At 67.8% G+C, this 19,301-nt stretch carries 18 protein-coding genes; 10 read left to right on the top strand and 8 right to left on the bottom strand.

Annotation, left to right across the window (positions count from 1 at the left end; all coding sequences use genetic code 11):
* Nucleotides 1–215 precede the first annotated feature (215 nt).
* From KL771_RS11680 to rpsF, 7 genes are all read right to left on the bottom strand, one after another.
* The gene (locus KL771_RS11680; protein ID WP_261968730.1) at nt 216–911 is read right to left on the bottom strand and encodes an outer membrane protein; all 696 of its coding nucleotides are present in this window, start codon (nt 909–911) and stop codon (nt 216–218) included.
* A 710-nt stretch (nt 912–1,621) separates the two neighbouring features.
* On the bottom strand, nt 1,622–2,881 hold the full coding sequence (locus KL771_RS11675; RefSeq protein ID WP_261968926.1) for an ornithine decarboxylase: 1,260 nt from the start codon (nt 2,879–2,881) through the stop codon (nt 1,622–1,624).
* A gap of 134 nt (nt 2,882–3,015) precedes the next feature.
* Nucleotides 3,016–3,813, bottom strand: a complete 798-nt coding sequence (locus KL771_RS11670; protein WP_261968729.1) for an extensin-like domain-containing protein — start codon at nt 3,811–3,813, stop codon at nt 3,016–3,018.
* A gap of 198 nt (nt 3,814–4,011) precedes the next feature.
* Complete coding sequence (gene rplI / locus KL771_RS11665; RefSeq protein WP_054361038.1) at nt 4,012–4,566, bottom strand: 50S ribosomal protein L9; 555 nt, start codon at nt 4,564–4,566, stop codon at nt 4,012–4,014.
* Between the two features lie 29 nt (nt 4,567–4,595).
* Nucleotides 4,596–5,552 carry a YybS family protein gene (locus KL771_RS11660; protein ID WP_261968728.1) on the bottom strand — a complete coding sequence of 319 codons (957 nt, stop codon included), beginning with the start codon at nt 5,550–5,552 and terminating at the stop codon, nt 4,596–4,598.
* A 248-nt stretch (nt 5,553–5,800) separates the two neighbouring features.
* Nucleotides 5,801–6,049, bottom strand: a complete 249-nt coding sequence (rpsR, locus tag KL771_RS11655) for a 30S ribosomal protein S18 (RefSeq protein WP_054361040.1) — start codon at nt 6,047–6,049, stop codon at nt 5,801–5,803.
* A complete protein-coding gene (gene rpsF / locus KL771_RS11650) occupies nt 6,049–6,531 on the bottom strand; it encodes a 30S ribosomal protein S6 (RefSeq protein ID WP_261968727.1) in 483 nt (160 codons plus the stop codon). Before rpsF ends, rpsR begins: the two co-directional genes overlap by 1 nt.
* A 385-nt stretch (nt 6,532–6,916) precedes the next feature.
* Here rpsF and KL771_RS11645 point away from each other — a divergent pair, with 385 nt between their 5' ends.
* Together KL771_RS11645 and KL771_RS11640 are read left to right on the top strand one after the other, a co-directional pair.
* Nucleotides 6,917–7,744 carry a sulfotransferase family protein gene (locus KL771_RS11645; RefSeq protein ID WP_261968726.1) on the top strand — a complete coding sequence of 276 codons (828 nt, stop codon included), beginning with the start codon at nt 6,917–6,919 and terminating at the stop codon, nt 7,742–7,744.
* 534 nt (nt 7,745–8,278) lie between these two features.
* A complete protein-coding gene (locus tag KL771_RS11640; RefSeq protein ID WP_261968725.1) occupies nt 8,279–9,205 on the top strand; it encodes a glycosyltransferase family 61 protein in 927 nt (308 codons plus the stop codon).
* A gap of 108 nt (nt 9,206–9,313) precedes the next feature.
* Here KL771_RS11640 and ilvD read toward each other — a convergent pair whose 3' ends face one another.
* Nucleotides 9,314–11,158, bottom strand: a complete 1,845-nt coding sequence (gene ilvD / locus KL771_RS11635; protein WP_261968724.1) for a dihydroxy-acid dehydratase — start codon at nt 11,156–11,158, stop codon at nt 9,314–9,316.
* A 198-nt stretch (nt 11,159–11,356) separates the two neighbouring features.
* Between ilvD and KL771_RS11630 the strand changes: the two genes are divergently transcribed.
* The 8 genes from KL771_RS11630 to KL771_RS11595 all read left to right on the top strand — a co-directional run bounded on the left by KL771_RS11630 (nt 11,357) and on the right by KL771_RS11595 (nt 19,297).
* Nucleotides 11,357–12,085: a superoxide dismutase gene (locus KL771_RS11630; RefSeq protein ID WP_390866594.1), complete on the top strand. Its 729-nt coding sequence runs from the start codon at nt 11,357–11,359 to the stop codon at nt 12,083–12,085.
* 106 nt (nt 12,086–12,191) lie between these two features.
* The gene (gene fabD, locus KL771_RS11625; protein WP_261968723.1) at nt 12,192–13,133 is read left to right on the top strand and encodes an ACP S-malonyltransferase; all 942 of its coding nucleotides are present in this window, start codon (nt 12,192–12,194) and stop codon (nt 13,131–13,133) included.
* A gap of 37 nt (nt 13,134–13,170) precedes the next feature.
* A complete protein-coding gene (gene fabG / locus KL771_RS11620; RefSeq protein WP_261968722.1) occupies nt 13,171–13,908 on the top strand; it encodes a 3-oxoacyl-[acyl-carrier-protein] reductase in 738 nt (245 codons plus the stop codon).
* A gap of 346 nt (nt 13,909–14,254) precedes the next feature.
* On the top strand, nt 14,255–14,491 hold the full coding sequence (locus tag KL771_RS11615; RefSeq protein ID WP_054361047.1) for an acyl carrier protein: 237 nt from the start codon (nt 14,255–14,257) through the stop codon (nt 14,489–14,491).
* Nucleotides 14,492–14,622: 131 nt separating this feature from the next.
* Nucleotides 14,623–15,885 (top strand): beta-ketoacyl-ACP synthase II, encoded by a 1,263-nt coding sequence (fabF, locus tag KL771_RS11610; RefSeq protein ID WP_261968721.1) that lies wholly within the window; start codon nt 14,623–14,625, stop codon nt 15,883–15,885.
* Between the two features lie 318 nt (nt 15,886–16,203).
* Entirely contained in the window at nt 16,204–17,664 is a 1,461-nt protein-coding gene (gene mltG / locus KL771_RS11605) for an endolytic transglycosylase MltG (protein ID WP_261968720.1), read from the top strand.
* Nucleotides 17,665–17,835: 171 nt separating this feature from the next.
* Nucleotides 17,836–18,267 carry an NUDIX hydrolase gene (locus KL771_RS11600; RefSeq protein ID WP_261968719.1) on the top strand — a complete coding sequence of 144 codons (432 nt, stop codon included), beginning with the start codon at nt 17,836–17,838 and terminating at the stop codon, nt 18,265–18,267.
* Nucleotides 18,268–18,409: 142 nt separating this feature from the next.
* Nucleotides 18,410–19,297 carry a YicC/YloC family endoribonuclease gene (locus KL771_RS11595; protein WP_261968718.1) on the top strand — a complete coding sequence of 296 codons (888 nt, stop codon included), beginning with the start codon at nt 18,410–18,412 and terminating at the stop codon, nt 19,295–19,297.
* Nucleotides 19,298–19,301 lie beyond the last annotated feature (4 nt).

The following is a 19,301-nucleotide window of genomic DNA, read 5'->3' as shown; positions in this document are numbered from 1 at the left end:
ATCGTATGTCGCATCCGATCGGCATCGGCATGCCTGCGCCCAGATCGAGACGGATGATTCCCGCCGCTCTCGATCGAACCTGCCAATGCCTGGATCGCGTGACCGATATCGTCCGGCATTGGGGGGACCGTCAATGCCGGACTTTGGCCACGCAATCAAAGAGTGAGTGCTCGGATTCACGAGACGGATGGCAAGCATCCGCCAGAATCAAACCACTAGAATTTATAGCCGACCGCCACGCGGCCGAAATGACCGGAATTGGAGTACTTGTCCTTCAGATTATAGTCGTTGCCCGACAGTGCAGTGCCGAAATCCGCGTGAAGATATTCGCCGCGCACAGTCCAATTGCCGAGCATCATCATTTCGACGCCGCCGCCGGCCGCCCAGCCGACCTTCCAGTGGTCGCGCATACCGGACGTGTCCACCTTGTCCCACTTCTTGTTGCCCGAGGGGGACAGATCGGTGTCGCCGGCAATCTGGTTGAACTGGCCCAGTGCCAAGCCGCCGGTTGCGTAGATAAGCAAGGATGAACTCGCCGCATAGCCGAGCCGACCGCGCACCGTCGAGAAGGCGTCAAGCCTGGAGCTCATGCCGTCGTCCGGATCCGCCTTCTCGAACGACTTCTTGCGCACGGAGGCCAAGGAAAAATCCGCCTCGCCGCCGGCGACCACCGAGCCCCACTGGATGTTGTGACCGAAGAAGATGCCGCCGAAGAAGCCGCGGCCCGTATTCGAGTAGGATGGCTTCTCGAATTCGGTGCCCTCGACCTGGGTGATCTTATTGTCGACGCTTGCGATGCCTCCCGACAAGCCGACATAGCTTCCGCTCCACGGCCCCTGACCCTGCGCAAGCGCGGCCCCTGTCGAGATCGCAGTGATCACCGCACTTGTCAGAAATGCCCAGACATTCATGGCCAGCCCCTAATTTTGATTCCTATATATCAGATTACATGAATGTCTTTCAGTCAATGCCGCCGAACCGTCAACGGCCTTTGGTCCACAAGTGACCGTCTCCTCGAGGGGCCAAGCCCGCAGGAGTGCGCCGATCCATTCGCCAACGCATGGCATGTCCCAGACCGTTCTAACGCCGCTCCGGCTCCGGTTTCGGGGGAGGGCGATCGGCGGATCGGGTTGCGCTTTCACTGCCATTGGCAGTCATCGCTTCCGTGTTCCTGCGGCGGCGATCCTCGGCGTCGACCGGGCGAGTCGTCTCTGACAGTCTGTCCAACAGTGCGGTCATCCGCCCCGGCATCGCGCCGGAATCGGCCGGCGGATAGATCGTTCGCATTCTCAAGCTTAGCTTTAGTTCTTCTGGCTTATTCATTGGCCACATGGTTTGGCTCCATCGTGAAACTTATCAATACAACACTCCGGAGTCAGGATGGTTTCCGTCCGCCCGCCGCAGCGGCGTCACGTCTATGTGTACAACTTGTGGTGCGCCCGTCGCTATCGATCGGGCGCCATCGATCGGGACAGGGATCATGGCGAGCGGTCGGGAACCGGTGCGGCGAAGCGGCGTTGTCTGACCGACGGTAGTGGCGGGCGGCATTTTGAGGCGTCCGCAGGCCCGGCGCTCTCCCGCAAGGGATCGAGCGCCGGGCCTTTCTTCTTCTGCGACCGGCTCAGACGGCTTCGGTGCCGCTGACCGGCTCGACGGTCGCCTCGCCCCAGGTCTCGACATTGGCGAAGCCTTCCAGACCATCGCGATCGTCCTCGAAAGGATGTTCGACCTCGACGATGGTGTCCGGATAGAAGCCGTTGAAGCGCGTCCTGAGCGACAGCGAATAGGCGCCGATATGGCCGATCTCGATGAAGTCGCCGGTATCGACGGATTCCGGCAGCCAGAACGGCCGGGACAGGATGTCGACGGAATCGCAGGTGACGCCGCAAATGCGGAAATCGTCGAGCTTGTTCGGGTTGCCGGCGCGGCGCTTCCTGGCCGGATCCGGGATCAGGCGGGCCGGCAGCGTGATCTTGCCGGTCCAACTGTCCGACAGCGAGCCCCAGATGCCGTCATTGATGTAGAGCCGCTTGCCGTCGCGCAGCAGCACCCGCACGATCACCGACAGGGAACGGGCGACGATGACCCGGCCCGGCTCAGCCACCAGCGGCAGGTCGCCGAAGCCGTGGCGGCGCAGATCCGCGCCGATCTCGCCGATCAGCGAGACCGGATCGGGCACGGGACGCTGCGCGCCGCGCGGATCGCGGCCGTAGGGGGCGGGAAAGCCGCCGCCGATATCGAGCCCGACCAGCGGCACGCCAGCCTGCGCGCGGACCTGAGCGGCGACCTTCAGCGCTGCATCATAGGTCTCGACATCCTCGACCTGGCTGCCGACATGGAAACACAGACCGACGCGGAAGCCCTGGCGGTCGATGCGCTGGGCGAGTTCCGTCGCCTCGCGCGGGGCGGCGCCGAATTTCTTGGAGAGTTCGTAGGCGGCGGCACCGCGGGTCTGCAGGCGGACGAACAGGTTGACCTCGCCGGGATCGATATCGAAGGCCTGCACGATGCGCTGGATCTTGTCGAACTCGACCGGATGGTCGAGCGACAGCGTGCGGATGCCGAAGCCTTCGAGCGCCAGGCGGATATCGGCCTGCGCCTTGACCGGGTGCATGTAGAGCTGCTCGGCCTTCGGCGCGACGGCGGCGACCGCCTCGAACTCGGCCGGCGAGGCGACATCGAAGGCGGTCACGCCGGCCGCCGCGATCGTCTCCAGGACCAGCGGTTCGCCGTTGGTCTTGACCGCATAGGCGGTCTTGCCCGGGAAGGCCTTCAGGAAGGCCCGGGTATCGGCGTAGAGCACCGAGGGCCGGAAGCAGTAGACCGGATGATCGGGGCGCAGGGCCAGCGCCGCCTCCCGTCCGGTGTCGAACCGCTGCATCACCTGTCCGTTCACGGTCGATCCCTTCTGCGGGCTGGTGCCGGCCGGTCCCGGCGGGCTCGGTCCTGATGCGGGACGACGGTGACCGGAAGACGACAGCCGGAAGACGACGGCGCTGCGGCTGCCGTCAGTCGTCAGTCGTCGTGGTTCGGGTCGTGGCCGGGCAGGGGCCTGTCGGCGAGCACCCCGAAGAAGGGCGAGTTGCGGAAGAAAGACTTGTCGCCGCCCATATAGGACATCAGTCCGGTGCCGCCGCGAACCGGCCCGCCCTTGCAGTATCGGCCGCTGCGCCGGTTGGCCAGATCGATGTGGAAATGGTCCTGGTGGTGGATGTCGCCGTCCGGGCCGATCACCGTGTTAAAGATCAGGCAGGATCGCTCGCCGACCTCCTGCAGGAAGGTGACGGTGGCGAGATCCTGCGAACGCCAGCCGTTCTTGACGCTGATGTCCTTGCCGTCGGCGAACTTGAAGCCGCCGATATCGAGCGCGTTCATGTAGGCGTGCTCGGACATGGAACCCGAGGCGGCGCCGTTGATCCGGCGGCAGCTGTAGGAGGAGAGCAGCTTGACCTCGACCACCGGCTGGCCGTGGGTCTGCATCGCGGCCGGTTCGACGACATTGTACAGCCAGTCGTCGAGGGCGGCGGTCATCGGGCAGTTGATGGTGGCGGTCGGGCGGATGCCGACCTGACCGTCCAGGGCGCCCGAGACACGGAACGGATTGTCCGCGCCGCAATTGCCCGGGCCGTCCGCCTCGCCCATCGGCTGGACATAGGCGGAGACCTTGACCCGCCCGGAGGCGAGGCACTGTTTCTCGGCCGCGCCCCGCCATGCCTGGCGGGCCGGCCCGAAGGATCCGAACAGGCCTCCGCAACCCGTGAGCAGGAGCGAGGCGCCGATCAGCAACGCAATACCAGGGGCTGAGCGCATCATGGAGCGAAAATGACGCGCAATCCGGAAAGGATGCGTTAACGGCGATCGGGTTTTCCGGGCCAGTGCCGGCGGCCCGGGCTAGCCATCCCGCAGCGGCCGTGCAGGCACGAACACGCCTCCGAATCGGGGGCGGCCCGGTCCGGAGGCGTTGGCAGAGTGGAGCGGGGCAGCGGCCCGAGGGCCGCCGCCGATCCGGACTCAGAGGTCCGAATAGCCTTCTTCGTCGGTGATCGGGCCGACTTCGCGCTCGTAGACATCCTCCTCACGGGCGAGGACTTCCTCGCCGCGACCCTGGCGCTCGGCTTCGTCCTGGCTGCGGGCGACGTTGACGACGACCTTGGCCTGGACCTCGGCATGCAGGGCAACGACGATGTTGTGCAGGCCGATGGTCTTGATCGGGGTGTGCAGGACGACCTGCGAACGGTCGACCGAGAAGCCGTCCTTGGTCAGCAGTTCGGCGATGTCGCGCGCGGAGACCGAGCCGTAGAGCTGGCCCATGTCGCCGGCCGAACGGATCACGATCGAGACGTGACCGTCGATCTTCTCCGCGATCGTCTGGGCTTCGCTCTTCAGTTCGAGGTTGCGGGCCTCGAGCTGGGCGCGCTGGCCCTCGAAGCGCTCCTTGTTGGCCTTGGTGGCGCGCAGCGCCTTGTGGCGCGGCAGCAGGAAGTTGCGGGCATAGCCGTCCTTGACGCGGACGATGTCGCCCATCTGGCCGAGGCGGCCGACGCGTTCCAGCAGAATGACTTCCATGGCTTCTCTCCTTCGAATGCGCGGGATTGTCAGGTCGCGGCGGGCGGGCCGTTGCGCCGCCTTTCGCGAAATTTGAACACGGGGTCCAGGAGCCCGATCAGGATCGGAACCAGGGCCGCGAAGGGAATCAGGAACAGGAGACCGTAGACGGTCGCCAGCACGATCGGCCGGGGGCCGGTGCCGCGCGTGACGTGGTGGATCACGGCGAGGCCGATCAGCGTGTAGACGGCCGAGAGGGCGCCGAAGAAGGGTCCGGCGAACAGGCCGACCGGATCCGGCAGGGCCGTTCCGGCGACCGCCACCGCGTAGACAACCCCGAGCCTGCCTGGCGCCCGAATGGCGGACAGATCCTCCCACGGCCGCGCCAGCCGGTCGGAGCGGGCCACCACCTTGGCGCCGAGCCACAGATTGAGCACCAGCACCACGGTGGAGACGATCGGGATGACCACCGGCAGCATGCGCAGCGTCAGCCGGGCGACCGGCTCGTACTGGACGCGCAGCGTCTCGATCGGGGTGGTATCACCCGGCGCGCGCGACATTTCGGCGAACATGCCGGCGAGCCGCGGCAGCATGCCTTCGGGCGCATAGCCGTAGACGCTGCCGATGATCACCGCCAGCACCGCCATGATCAGCGCCGAGGCGACCAGGACGCGCCCGAGCGGATACCATTCGACATGGTCGCCCTCGGTCCGGGCAAGGCCGATCAGGTGCGAGGCGAACACGGCCGGGAAGGCGATATTGGCCAGATAGGAGGCGGCCGAAAGCCCGGTCAGGCCGGCCGCGACGACGGCGCCGGCGACGATCGAGGCCAGGATGCCGGCCCGCGTGCCCCAGCCGAGCGCCGCGATCACGATCGGCAGCGCCGACATCATGAACAGCGGCAGCGCCAGCGTCGTGCCGGCGATCACCGAGGCAAACAGCACCGCGGACGCCAGGCCGGAGCCGAGCGCCATCATCAGTGCATAGGGCGATGCGAGCATGGGCATCGTCCAGCTGTCCCGCCTTTCGAGCGGTTAGGAGCCGCAAGGGCCCCAACCCGACAAATCTGGCAGCCTGTTCGAATCGGCCGGCTGCGGCGCGCGATCATTCTCAAGGCCGGGGCAGACGAACCGCCCGGCGACTTTCGAAGCCGGTTCCGGACCACGCCGCCGAGGCGCCGGACCGGAACGGGCTTCGAAAGAGATGTGGCCCCGTCGCGACGGGGCCACCGATGGTCAGAGCCTTGCGGCTGCCGTCACTTGATGACGAAGGGCAGCAGGCCGAGGAAGCGGGCGCGCTTGATCGCCTGGGCGAGCTCGCGCTGCTTCTTGGTCGACACCGCCGTGATGCGGCTCGGCACGATCTTGCCGCGCTCGGAGATGAAGCGCTGCAGCAGCTTCACGTCCTTGTAGTCGATCTTCGGGGCGTTGGCGCCCGAGAACGGGCAGGTCTTGCGCCGGCGGAAGAAGGGACGGCGGGTGGGCAACTGGTTGATGTCGACCATCAGTCGTTCTCCTCGGCTTCGACAGCGGCGACGAATTCCTCACGGCGCGGCGCACGGTCGCGCGGCGGGCCGCGGCGGTCGCCACGATCACCGCGATCGCCACGGTCGCGGTCACGGCCGCCGGGGCGGTCGTCGCGATCGCCGCGACGGTCGTCGCGGTCGCGCTTCTGCATCATCGCCGAGAGGCCTTCCTCGTGCGCCTCGACCCGGATGGTCATGAAGCGGAGGATGTCCTCGTTGATGCGCATCTGGCGCTCGAGCTCGACCACCGCCGCCGACGGGGCGTCGATGTTGAGGAGCGCATAGAAGGCCTTGCGGTTCTTCTTGATGCGATAGGCCAGGGACTTGAGGCCCCAGTTCTCGACCTTCGCGATCTTGCCACCATTGGATTCAATGATGGACTTGAACTGCTCGATCAGGGCGTCGACCTGTTGGGGCGATGCGTCCTGGCGAGCCATAAAGACGTGCTCATAGAGCGCCATGGATATTCAGACCTTTCCTCGTCGCCATCGGGCACCGGCGCCAAGCCTCCCGGAGCCCCCGGACGAGGACACACGGAAAGAAATTCAGCTGTCGGAGAGCGGAGACACCGGACGACGGAGCACGTCTGTTGCTCCTGTCAGACGCGATCCACGATGCCGTGACGCGCGCATGACCGTCCGTTCAGCCCCCGGCCGGGTGCCCGACGGAATTCGGGGGTTCTACAGAAACCCGGCCGGATTGCAAGCGCCAATCGCGACCGGCGCGCCGGCTCGGCAGGCCGCGCCTCCCTTGCGATCCGGTGTCCGCCTGGACTAGGGGTTCATTCGTCCTGTTGCCGATCGCGTGGTCATGCCATGGCAGCGGAGTCGGAGAGGCGGTCAGGCGATGATTTCGAAACGGCAATGGTTGCGGTTCTGGGGGCGCGAGTTACCGCTGCCGAAAGGGCAGCCGCGCATCCTGCGCAGCACCAATCTGCCATTGATCGACCCTCACCTGAAGCTGATGGTGTTATGGTCGCCGAAATCGGCCTGCACGACCGTCTACACCTGGTTCGCCGGGATTACGGGTCGTCTGGAGGATGTCCGCGCCCGCAGTGCGTGGCCGCATGATCATCGCACCGGGGTCTATGAGGTCTCGCCGGAGACCAAGGCGGCGGTCGCCCGCAACCTGTCGACCTATCGGATCGTCCGGGTATTTCGAGACCCCTATTCGCGCTTCCTGTCCAGCTACCGCCATTCCCTGATCTACGGCCTTAACGCTGCCGGTTCGATGGACTGGGCGCATGGTCGCCTGCACCGGGTTCGAGGCTACTCGTTGTCCGATTTTCTGACCTACATGGAGCATGTCGGGGTCGTATCCTGCGATCCGCATTTCCGGCAGCAATGGCACCCGATCGAGGAGCATCTCGATCCGGACACGGTAATCAACGTCTCGCGACAGAATCTGTTCAAGGAACTGAACCGAGTCGAACGCCGGCTCGGACTGAAGGCGACCGACTTCACCTCGATCTCCTGGCTGCATTCGCTCGAAGCGAGACGGCGGCCCGCGCGCATCGAGGCGACCGGCGCCGACGATCAGACATTGCTGACGATCCGCCATGCCAGGGGGGACGACCCATGGCCGGAAGAAGCCTCCCTGTTGACGCCCGCGGCGCGCGAGCGCATCGCGCGGCTCTATGCGCGGGACTTCGAGACCTATCGCCGCTGGCTGTAGCCGCCTCGTGACCATACCGGCTGCCGGCCGCTCGGGGACCCAATGGCCGCTTCCGGTGCGGGGGCGACTGGCGCCGCGTCGCGAGTATCTGGATTGCCAACGCCGCGTTGTTGCTTCCGAGACACACTCGCCGCGCCGTCCCCGCCGAGGCGTGCCTCCCGCTTCCCGAATGTTTCTGTTTGCATTGCGTATCGTTTAACATGACGCTTGGCTGTCAAGGGTTTCGACGGCGAGACGATCGGTGACCTATTCATGCAAGCGGAAATCGGGGGGGCTGCGCCGTCTGCGCGCGGCCGGACGGCGCCGCGCGGGCAGGCGGATCGGGCGCCGATTGAGGCAGCGATCGATCGTGTCGCCGACGGCCCGTCCGTCATGCCGGCCGTCCTGCCGCGAGCCGATCTGACCGGGCTTTCGGATTGGATTCGTCTGATCGGCTTCGAAACCTCTAAATTCGATCGGCAGCGGCGGGCGATCGCCGACATTCCGAAAGGTTATCGCCAAGTGCCGACCGCGGTGCGGGTGGACGGGGCCCTGTTGCCGTTGACGCCACCGATCGCGCCCAAGGCGGTGCCGCATTGGGAGCAGACCTACGCGTCCGCGGTCTATGATCGCCACGGCTTCGTGGTGCCCATTTCGGCGCGGCGGACCGAAAGCCTGGCATTCGCGCCTGAAGCGATCGATCCCGCCCAGTTCGTACCGATCCGCGTCATCCGGCGGCCGGCCGTCTATGGCGGCCTGATCTATCCGCAGTTCGGCCACAACCTGCTGGAACTGCCCGGTCGGCTCTGGGCCTGTCCGGATCCCGGCGATCGGCGGCCGGTGGTTTTCCATCAGGTCCAGTCACCGGCAAACCGCATGGACGAATCCTGGTCCTATCTCGGGCCGCTGCTCCTCGCCGCCGGGCTCGGGCGGCGGCGGATCGTGGTCGTGCGGGGGCCGATGCTGTGCGAGGACTTGCTGGTGCCGCAGCCGACGATCGCGATCAGCCAGAGCATCCGGGCCGGTTTTCACGATGTCTACCGTCGCATCGTGCGGCGCATGCCGCTGCCGCCGGTCGAGGCGCATCGCCGGATCTACCTGTCCCGATCGCGCTTCACGCCGACTCGGCCGACGCCGGTCAATGAGCGCGCGCTGGAGGCCCGTCTCGCGGAGGCACTGGGCTTCAAGGTCATCTATCCCGAAGAGCTGAGCGTCGAGCGGCAGATCGCCCATATCCGCAATGCCGAGATCGTCGCCGGCCTCGACGGCTCCGCCCTGCACATGGCGCTGTTCGCGCGCCCGGGCACGATGGTGATCTCGCTGGCGACCCGGTTATTGGTCAACCAGGCGGTGATCGATTTCGCGGCCGAACTGCGCGGCCGGCACATCGATATCGGCGGCGTGCCCGACGAGCCGTCGGACTGGCGGCTGGACGTCGAGGCGCTGGTCGGCCAGATCGCCGCCCTGATCGCGGCAGGCTGAGCACCTGCCGGAACGCAAGCGCGGCGGGAAGCCGAGGCCTCCCGCCGCGCCGTCCGGTCCGATGCCCCCGATCGGGCGATCGCGCAGCGTGCGATCGCCCGGCAAGACTTACTTGCGGGTCAGCTGCTCGACATCGCGCACGGCGCCCCTGGCGGCGCTGGTCGCCATGGCCGCATAGGCCTTCAGGGCGGCGGTCACCTTGCGCGGGCGCGACTTGGCGGGTTTCCAGCCAGCCGCCTCGCGGGCGGTGCGGCGGGCGGCCAGCACCTCGTCGGCGACCAGCAGATTGATCGTCCGGTTCGGGATGTCGATCGCCACGGTGTCGCCGTCCTCGACCAGACCGATCGTGCCGCCCTCGGCCGCTTCCGGCGAGCAATGGCCGATGGACAGGCCCGAGGTGCCGCCCGAAAAGCGGCCGTCGGTGACCAGCGCGCAGGCCTTGCCGAGACCTTTCGACTTCAGGTAGCTGGTCGGGTAGAGCATTTCCTGCATGCCCGGGCCGCCGCGCGGACCTTCGTAGCGGATCACCACCACGTCGCCGGCCTGGACCTTGCCGCCCAGGATACCCTTGACGGCATCGTCCTGGCTCTCGAACACCTTGGCCGGGCCGGTGAATTTCAGGATCGAGGCATCGACGCCGGCGGTCTTCACGATGCAGCCGTCGAGCGCGATGTTGCCGTAGAGCACGGCGAGGCCGCCATCCTTCGAGAAGGCATTCTCGACCGAGCGGATCGCACCCTTGGCGCGATCGGTATCCGGTTCCCAGCGCGCCTCCTGGCTGAAGGCTTCCGTGGTCGGCACGCCGCCCGGCGCGGCCGAGAAGAACTTGAGCGCCGTCTCGGACTTGGTCCGGCTGATGTCCCAGCGGTTGATCGCCGCGCCGAGCGTCTCGGCATGGACGGTCGGCACGTTGGTGTCGACCAGGCCGGCCTTCTCCAATTCGCCCAGGATCGCCATGATGCCGCCGGCGCGATGGACGTCCTCCATGTGCACGTCCGGCACCGACGGGGCGACCTTGCACAGCACCGGCACGCGGCGCGACAGCCGGTCGATGTCGGCCATGGTGAAGTCCACCTCGGCCTCATGGGCGGCGGCGAGCAGGTGCAGCACGGTGTTGGTCGAGCCGCCCATGGCGATGTCGAGCGTCATTGCATTCTCGAAAGCCGTCATGCCGCCGATCGAACGCGGCAGCACGCTGGCATCGTCCTGCTCGTAGTAGCGGCGGGCGAGATCGACGATCAGGTGGCCGGCCTCGACGAACAGGCGGCGCCGGTCGGCATGGGTGGCGAGCACCGAGCCGTTGCCGGGCAGCGACAGGCCGAGCGCCTCGGTCAGGCAGTTCATCGAGTTGGCGGTGAACATGCCGGAGCAGGACCCGCAGGTCGGGCAGGCCGACCGCTCGATCACCTTGACCTCGTCGTCGGTGTATTTCTCGTCCGCCGCCGCCACCATGGCGTCGACCAGGTCGAGCGCGCGATTGGCGCCGCGCAGCACGACCTTGCCGGCCTCCATCGGGCCGCCGGAGACGAACACCGTCGGGATGTTGAGCCGCATCGCGGCCATCAGCATGCCGGGCGTGATCTTGTCGCAGTTGGAGATGCAGACCATCGCGTCGGCGCAATGGGCATTGACCATGTATTCGACGCTGTCGGCGATCAGGTCGCGCGAGGGCAGCGAATAGAGCATGCCGTCATGGCCCATCGCGATGCCGTCGTCGACCGCGATGGTGTTGAATTCCTTGGCGACGCCGCCGGCCTGCTCGATCTCGCGGGCGACCAGCTGGCCGAGATCCTTCAGGTGCACGTGGCCGGGCACGAACTGCGTGAAGGAATTGACCACTGCGATGATCGGCTTGCCGAAATCGGCGTCCTTCATGCCGGTCGCGCGCCAGAGGCCGCGGGCACCGGCCATGTTGCGTCCGTGGGTGGTCGTGCGCGAGCGGTAGGCGGGCATGGGGTTTCCTCGTCTTGTCGGGGCTCGTTCGATCGGCTGACCGTGATAGCAGAACAGTTCGGCCGGAAAAGGGTCGTTTTCGGCAGAGGAGACCGACCGGGTGCGGGAAGCGCGCGCTCCGGTCTTGTGCTTCGGCCCTGCCGCGGTAGCTTCTTCGTCGACAGGCCCAACCGAAGACGGGCCGTGGAGGAGACGACCATGACCAACGTCCTGACCACCCGCCGCGGCATGCTGTTCGGCGCGGCTGCCCTCACGCTGACCGCCTGCACGGGCACCCGCGTCCGAGCGCAAGCGCCCGCGGGGCCGTTCAAGCTCGATCCGCTGCCCTATGCGCCGGCCGCAAACGAGCCGCATATCGACGCCATGACGATGGAGATCCATCACGATCGGCATCATGCGGCCTATGTCTCGAACCTCAACGCCGCGCTCGCCCAGAACGGCGAGGCTGCCAAGCTGCCGCTGCACGAGATTCTCGCCAAGCTCGGCGAGATGCCGGACGCGATGCGCACGGCGCTGCGCAACAATGGCGGCGGCCATGCCAACCACACCATGTTCTGGCAGATCATGGGCGGCAAGGGTGGTGCCCCGTCGGGCGAACTCGCCGCCGCCGTCGAGCGCGATCTCGGCGGGCTCGACAAGCTGCAGACCGATTTCAACACCGCCGGCACCCGGGTCTTCGGCTCGGGCTGGGTGTTCGTGACGGTGACCCGCGAGGGTAAGCTGGCGATTGTCGCCAAGCCGAACCAGGACACCCCGCTGATGGATGGCGCCCGCGTCCTGATCGGCAACGACGTTTGGGAGCACGCCTACTATCTGAAGTATCAGAACAAGCGCGCCGACTATCTGAAGGCCTGGTGGAACGTCGTCAACTGGGACAAGGTCGCCGAGCGCTACGCGGCCGCCAAGGCCGGTACGCTCACGATCTGAGCGTGATATTCCGGACCCGGCCTTCGAAAACGGTGTGCCTCGTCTTGACTCGCTTCCGTATCTCCGCTTGATCGCGCCAAAATCCAGCCAGGGCGGAACGCGAGCGATGACGACGGCATTCACCTTTCCGGGTCAGGGCAGCCAGGCGGTCGGCATGGGCAAGGCGCTGGCCGAGGCCGTGCCGGCGGCGCGCGCGGTGTTCGAGGAGGTCGACGCGGCGCTCGGCCAGAAGCTCTCGGCGCTGATGTGGGACGGACCCGAGGCCGAACTGACGCTGACCGAGAATGCCCAGCCGGCCCTGATGGCCGTCAGCCTGGCGGCGCTCCGGGCGCTGGAAGCCGATGGTGTCCGCATCGGCGGGCCGGTCGCCTATGTGGCCGGCCATTCGCTCGGCGAATATTCGGCGCTGGCCGCGGCCGGTTCGCTGACCATCGCCGACGCCGCGCGGCTCCTGAAGATTCGCGGCCGCGCCATGCAGGCCGCCGTGCCGGTCGGGGAGGGCGCCATGGCGGCCCTGCTCGGTCTCGACTTCGCCACCGCCACCGAGGTCGCCGCCGCCGCGGCCGAAAACGAAGTCTGCCAGGCCGCCAACGACAATGCCGACGGCCAGGTGGTCGTCTCCGGCAGCAAGGCGGCGGTCGAACGCGCGGTCGCGCTGGCCAAGGCCCGCGGCGCCAAGCGGGCGATGCTGCTCAACGTCTCCGCCCCGTTCCATTGTGCGCTGATGCAGCCGGCCGCCGACGCCATGGCGGCGGCGCTGGCCGAGGTCGACCTGAAGGCGCCGATCGTGCCGCTCGTCGCCAACGTGCTTGCGGCTCCGATCAGCGATCCGGCGGACATCCGGCGCCGCCTCGTCGAACAGGTGACCGGCACGGTGCGCTGGCGCGAAAGCGTCCAGTGGCTCGCCGCCAACGGCGTCACGCGTCTCGTCGAGATCGGCTCCGGCAAGGTCTTGACCGGTCTCGTCAAGCGGATCGCCGACGGCGTCGAAGGCCTCGCCGTCAACACGCCCGACGACGTGGCCAAGGCCGCCGCGGCGCTCGCCTGATCCGCGTTCCCGTCCATTCTCATTGGAGTCCGACCGCATGTTCGACCTGACCGGCAAGACCGCGCTCGTGACCGGCGCGACCGGAGGCATCGGCGGCGCGATCGCCCGAGCCCTCTACGCCCAGGGTGCCACGGTGGCACTGTCCGGCACCCGCGAAGCGGTGCTCGGCGAACTGGCCGCCGAACTGGGCGCTCGCGCCCATGTCTTCGTCGCCGATCTCGGCGACCGCGCCTCGGTCGACGCGCTGGTGCCGGCCGTCGAGGCGGCCCTCGGCAAGATCGACATCCTGGTCAACAATGCCGGCATCACGCGCGACAACCTGTTCATGCGCATGAAGGACGAGGAATGGGACAAGGTGCTGGAGGTGAACCTCACCGCCGGCTTCCGTCTCGCCCGCGCGGCGCTCCGGGGCATGATGAAGCGGCGCTTCGGCCGCATCATCGGCATCACCTCGGTGGTCGGCGTCACCGGCAATCCAGGCCAGGGCAACTATGCCGCCGCCAAGGCCGGCATGATCGGCATGTCGAAGTCGCTCGCCCAGGAAGTCGCCAGCCGCAACATCACCGTCAACTGCATCGCGCCGGGCTTTATCGGCACGGCCATGACGGATGCGCTGAACGAGAAGCAGAAGGAGACGATTCTCGGCGTGGTCCCGGCCGGCCGGCTTGGCTCCTCCGAGGAGATCGCGGCTGCGGCGGTCTATCTGGCGAGCGACGAAGCCGCCTACACGACCGGTCAGACGCTTCACGTCAACGGTGGCATGGCCATGATCTGACGACGAAAACAACCGCCGGAGCAAGGGGCGGGAAGCGCGCTTTCCGGCCATTCCGGCGGCTGGTCAAGGAATTTAAAGTATGCTAGCACCACGCGCGTCTCGTCGGCAAAACGGGTGCGATGAGGGCGGTCGCGAGGCTGGGGGCGGTCCATGAGGCCGGAAGCGACGGTGGTCCGGCCTTGGGTCCGGGTGGCCTGAGCAGCCCGGCGGCGATCGGTCGAAAGAGCACGAGCCTTTTCCCCGCGACGATCGGATGGTATCGGAACCGGCTGGACTGCGGTCCCCGGCGACGATGTTCGCAAAAGACCTAGGTCGAAACAGTCGTATCACTTCGAGGAAGAATGACATGAGCGATATCGCGGAGCGGGTGAAGAAGATCGTGATCGAGCACCTCGGCGTCGACGCCGAGAAGGTGACCGAGAACGCGAGCTTCATCGACGACCTCGGCTCTGACTCGCTCGACGTTGTCGAGCTGGTGATGGCCTTCGAGGAAGAGTTCGGCGTCGAGATCCCTGATGACGCGGCCGAGACGATCCTGACCGTCGGCGACGCCGTCAAGTTCCTCGAGAAGAACGCGGGCTGAAGGTTTGCCGCGCGTTCGCGCGCGGACCTTCGTCGAACCGGCCAGGCCGGGCGCAACCGTGCCCGGTCGGCATTTTTTTCTGAAGCGGCGCGGTCCTTCGCGCCGGACCGGATCGGGAACATCTCATCACGATGCGCAGGGTCGTCATCACCGGATTGGGCATGGTCTCGCCGCTCGGATGCGGCGTCGAGGCCACCTGGGCCAACATCCTTGCCGGCAAGAGCGGAGCCGCCAAGGTGACTTCGATCGAGGTCGACGATCTCGCCTGCCGCATCGCCTGCCAGGTTCCGCGCGGCGACGGCTCCAACGGCACCTTCAATGCCGACCAGTGGATGGAGCCGAAGGAGCAGCGCAAGGTCGACGATTTCATCGTCTATGCCGTTGCGGCTGCCACCCAGGCCCTCAACGACGCCAACTGGCACCCGAAGACCTACGAGGAGCAGATCGCCTCGGGCGTCATGATCGGGTCCGGCATCGGCGGCATCGGGGGCATCTACGAGGCTTCGATCACGCTCAAGGAGCGCGGTCCGCGGCGCGTTTCGCCGTTCTTCATTCCGGGCCGGCTGATCAACCTGGCCAGCGGCCACGTCTCGATCCAGCACGGCCTGAAGGGACCCAACCACGCCGTCGTCACCGCCTGCTCGACCGGCGCCCACGCGATCGGCGATGCGGCGCGCTTGGTCGCGCTCGGCGACGCCGAGGTGATGGTCGCCGGCGGTAGCGAATCGCCGGTCAACCGCATCTCGATCGCCGGCTTCGCCGCCTGCAGGGCGCTGTCGACCGGCTTCAACGACGATCCGACCCGCGCCTCGCGGCCCTACGACAAGGATCGCGACGGCTTCGTGATGGGCGAGGGCGCCGGCTGCGTCGTGCTCGAAAGCCTGGAACATGCCCAGGCGCGCGGCGCGCGGATCTATGCCGAGGTGGTCGGCTACGGCATGTCGGGCGATGCCCATCACATCACGGCGCCGTCCGAGGACGGCGACGGTGCCTTCCGCTGCATGTCGGCCGCCATGAAGCGGGCCGGCATCACGGCCGCCGACATCGACTACATCAACGCCCACGGCACCTCGACGCCGCTCGGCGACGAGATCGAACTGGGCGCCGTGCAGCGTCTGGTCGGCAATGCCGCGGCCGGCATCTCGATGTCGTCGACCAAGTCGATGACCGGCCACCTGCTCGGCGCCGCCGGCGCGATCGAGGCGATCTTCTCGATCCTGGCGATCCGCGACCAGGTCGCCCCGCCGACCATCAACCTCGACAATCCGTCGGTGGAGACGCCGATCGATCTGGTTCCGCTGCAGGCCAAGCCGCGTCGGATCGACACGGTGCTGTCGAATTCCTTCGGTTTCGGCGGCACCAACGCCACCCTGATCCTGCGCCGCGTCGCCTGAACGACGCCGTCGGCGCATCGTTCGGCCTGCCCGGCAGCCGTCCCGGCGGGAGCCGCCGGCGCTGCGACCGTGCCCTCGACGCTCGCCATGCCGTAACGGTGCGGCTGGCAATTGCGGCGCGAAATGGATTAACTCCGTCGTGACGGGAGGATTCGGCGTATTCTCGCCACCCTCTCGTACGAGAAGCGACGAGGCTGGGCCGAATCTGCGGCCCGCATCCGTGGCCGCGGGGAGTTGACCAGCACGATGTCCGACGTAGCACCGGAACCGGAGGAGAGAAGGCCGACCGCGGGCCCGGCTCGCGATCCTGGCATCCTCATGGCCGACCGCTCCGATCAACTCGCGCCGCGTCCGGCGCCGAAGGCGGTCAGGGAAGCCGTGCCGAAATCGCCGCGCGAATCGATCGTCACCGGCGAGGTCCCGCCGCCGCCGGCGAAGCGCGTCCGCTCCAGGATGGCGCGTTCCTCCACGCTCGGCTTCATGAGCGGCCTGATCACCTTCGTGACGCTGATTCTGCTCGGCCTCGGCGCGGCGGTCTATATGGGGCGTAGCGAGTTTGAGGACCCGGGCCCGCTCAAGGAGACCAAGGTGGTCGCGATCCCGCAGCGGGTCGGCCTGAGCGAAATCTCCGACATCCTCGCCAAGAACGGCGTGATCACCTACGATCTCGTCTTCACCTGGGGGGTGCGGCTGTCCGGCCTCGCCGACCGGCTCAAGCCGGGCGAGTACGAGTTCAAGGCCGGCATCTCGATGCACGAGGTCGCCGACCTGATCGCCGACGGCAAGGTCGTGCAGCATTCGCTGACCTTCCCGGAAGGCTGGACCAGCGAGCAGATCGTTGCGCGCCTGCTGGAAAACACGATGTTGACCGGCAAGATCGCAGCCGTGCCCGAAGAGGGCTCGCTGATGCCCGACACCTACAAGTTCGAGCGCGGGCGTACCCGTGAGAGCCTGATCGCCCAGATGAAGGCGACCCAGGAGCGCCGCCTCGCCGAAATCTGGGGCAAGCGCGTCGACGGACTGCCGCTGGCCACGCCGCGCGACATGGTCGTGCTGGCCTCGATCGTCGAGAAGGAGACCTCGCGCGCCGACGAGCGCTCGCGCGTCGCCGCGGTGTTCATCAACCGCCTGCGCAAGGGCATGCGCCTGGAGACCGATCCGACCATCCTGTACGGGCTTTACGGCGGCAAGGCCTGGCTTGAGGGGCGGACGATCACCAAGGCCGACCTCGCCGCGCCCAATGCCTACAACACCTACAAGAATGCCGGCCTGCCACCGGGGCCGATCGGCAATCCGGGGCGGGCGGCCCTGGAGGCCGTCGCCAATCCGTCGCGCACCAACGAACTGTTCTTCGTTGCCGACGGCACAGGCGGGCATGCCTTTGCGGAGACGATCGAAGAGCACAATCGCAACGTCCAGCGCTGGCGTCTGATCGAGGCGGCCCGCCGCGGCGGCGCAGCCGGGGCCGAGGGCGAACCCGTGGCGCAAGGCCTGGGCGGCCTGCCGGCGCCGGCCGGGGCGCGTCCGTCAGGCCTCGCAACGCCGACGGCCAAGCCTCCGGTCGTGCGACCCGCCGTCACGCCGGGAGGCGGCGGTGCGGCCGCCCCGCGCCCGGTCACGCCTGCCGCCGGCACGCCGGCCACGCCGCGTACGGGTGGAGCGACGCCCGGAGCGGCGGCCCGCCCGTCCGGCCAGACGGGCGCCCCTCCGGCGGCTCGACCGCCGGCCGGAGCGCCTCCGCCTCCGCCGCCACCCCCACCGCCGCCCGCGGCGGAGTAGCCGGATCCGGTCCGTGGTCTTGCTGGCAGACGCCGCGTCCTTCACCCTCGCCCCTGTGCCCGGTCCAGGCCGGCACCCGGCAGCGGCGGCGAGCGCGTCGTGGCCGAGGCCGGTTCTGTGCAATGGCATCGGCCGATGCAGCCGATGCATCGGCACGGGGCGCGTCCGGTCGTGAGCGACCGACTGCCGCCGCAGGGTCCGGTCATCCGCATCGCCGCGGCGGTCATTGCCGATCCGAGCGGCCGGGTGCTGCTGGTGCGCAAGCGCGGCAGCCGCACCTTCATGCAGGCCGGCGGCAAGATCGAGCCCGGCGAGAGCCCGATCGATGCGCTGCGCCGGGAACTCATGGAAGAGCTCGGGCTGGCGCTCGGCGCGGACATGCCCGAACCGCTCGGCCGCTTCGCGGCCCGGGCGGCCCACGAAGCGGGCCACCGGGTCGAGGCCGAGGTGTTCGTGATCCGGATCGATCGGCCGGTCCGGCCGGAGGCCGAGATCGAGGAGATTGTCTGGGTCGATCCCTTCGACCTGCCGCCGATCGAGATCGCGGAGTTGTCGCGCGACCACATCATGCCCGCCTTTCGTGCCGGCTGGGGGCGCCGGTGACCGGGCGCGCCCGGCAGGATTCCGCGGACGTGACACCAATGAGCAATTTCGCCCTGCAACGGCAGCCGGTAAGGTGCCGGTCCGTTCGGCGGGCTTCGGCACGGTGCCGGCGGGCAGGACAATCGGATTTCACGGAGGCGTCATGGCCCTCAACAGCATGACCGGTTTTGCCCGCACCGATGGCTCCAGTGCGGGGCAGCGATGGACCTGGGAACTGCGCAGCGTCAACGGCAAGGGCCTCGACGTGCGCCTGCGCCTGCCGCCCGGCCTGGAACGCCTGGAGATACCGACCCGCGAGCGGGCCGGCCGGCGGCTGGTGCGCGGCAATTGCAGCTTCACGCTGACGGTGCTGCGCGAGCATGCCGCCACTCAGTTGCGCATCAACGAGGCGGCGCTCGCGGCCGTCGTCGAAGCCATGCGCCTGATCGCGGAGCGGATCGAGACCGCGCCGCCGAGCCTCGACGGCATCCTGGCCGTGAAGGGGGTGGTGGAGACCGCCGACGCGGAGGATGACGAAGCGGCGCGGGCGGCGTTCGACGCGGCGGTGCTCGACGGCCTCGACCGTGCGCTCGACGCCCTGGTCGAGGCGCGCGCGCGCGAAGGGGCTGCGGTGGCCGCCGTGCTGGCCGGTCATCTCGACACCGTCGAGGCGCTGGCCAAGGCCGCCGAGGCCAATCCGGCGCGCAGCGTCGAGGCCATCCGCGAGCGTCTCGCCGAGCAGGTGCGGGCCTTGCTGGACGCCGTGCCGGCGCTCGATCCGCAGCGCCTGCACCAGGAGGCCGTGCTGATCGCCACGCGCGCGGACATTCGCGAGGAACTCGACCGGCTCTTCGCCCATGTCGCCCAGGGCCGCGCCCTGATTCGCGACGGCGGCGCGGTCGGCCGCCGGCTCGACTTTCTGGCCCAGGAATTCAATCGCGAATCCAACACGCTCTGCTCGAAATCGAACGATCGGGCATTGACGGCGATCGGTCTCGACCTGAAGACGGTGGTCGACCAGTTCCGCGAGCAGATCCAGAACGTCGAGTGAAACC

The sequence above is a fragment of the Prosthecodimorpha staleyi genome (assembly GCF_018729455.1).
Taxonomy (GTDB): Bacteria; Pseudomonadota; Alphaproteobacteria; order Rhizobiales; family Ancalomicrobiaceae; genus Prosthecodimorpha; species Prosthecodimorpha staleyi.
This window is presented reverse-complemented; position numbering and strand designations above follow the sequence as displayed.

Excerpts from the sequence above, each read along its gene's own strand:
- KL771_RS11680 (WP_261968730.1), bottom strand. The coding sequence starts at position 911 with ATGAATGTCTGGGCATTTCTGACAAGTGCGGTGATCACTGCGATCTCG.
- KL771_RS11675 (WP_261968926.1), bottom strand. The coding sequence starts at position 2,881 with ATGCAGCGGTTCGACACCGGACGGGAGGCGGCGCTGGCCCTGCGCCCC.
- KL771_RS11670 (WP_261968729.1), bottom strand. The coding sequence starts at position 3,813 with ATGATGCGCTCAGCCCCTGGTATTGCGTTGCTGATCGGCGCCTCGCTC.
- rplI (WP_054361038.1), bottom strand. The coding sequence starts at position 4,566 with ATGGAAGTCATTCTGCTGGAACGCGTCGGCCGCCTCGGCCAGATGGGC.
- KL771_RS11660 (WP_261968728.1), bottom strand. The coding sequence starts at position 5,552 with ATGCCCATGCTCGCATCGCCCTATGCACTGATGATGGCGCTCGGCTCC.
- rpsR (WP_054361040.1), bottom strand. The coding sequence starts at position 6,049 with ATGGTCGACATCAACCAGTTGCCCACCCGCCGTCCCTTCTTCCGCCGG.
- rpsF (WP_261968727.1), bottom strand. The coding sequence starts at position 6,531 with ATGGCGCTCTATGAGCACGTCTTTATGGCTCGCCAGGACGCATCGCCC.
- KL771_RS11645 (WP_261968726.1), top strand. The coding sequence starts at position 6,917 with ATGATTTCGAAACGGCAATGGTTGCGGTTCTGGGGGCGCGAGTTACCG.
- ilvD (WP_261968724.1), bottom strand. The coding sequence starts at position 11,158 with ATGCCCGCCTACCGCTCGCGCACGACCACCCACGGACGCAACATGGCC.
- KL771_RS11630 (WP_390866594.1), top strand. The coding sequence starts at position 11,357 with ATGACCAACGTCCTGACCACCCGCCGCGGCATGCTGTTCGGCGCGGCT.
- fabD (WP_261968723.1), top strand. The coding sequence starts at position 12,192 with ATGACGACGGCATTCACCTTTCCGGGTCAGGGCAGCCAGGCGGTCGGC.
- fabG (WP_261968722.1), top strand. The coding sequence starts at position 13,171 with ATGTTCGACCTGACCGGCAAGACCGCGCTCGTGACCGGCGCGACCGGA.
- KL771_RS11615 (WP_054361047.1), top strand. The coding sequence starts at position 14,255 with ATGAGCGATATCGCGGAGCGGGTGAAGAAGATCGTGATCGAGCACCTC.
- fabF (WP_261968721.1), top strand. The coding sequence starts at position 14,623 with ATGCGCAGGGTCGTCATCACCGGATTGGGCATGGTCTCGCCGCTCGGA.
- mltG (WP_261968720.1), top strand. The coding sequence starts at position 16,204 with ATGGCCGACCGCTCCGATCAACTCGCGCCGCGTCCGGCGCCGAAGGCG.
- KL771_RS11595 (WP_261968718.1), top strand. The coding sequence starts at position 18,410 with ATGGCCCTCAACAGCATGACCGGTTTTGCCCGCACCGATGGCTCCAGT.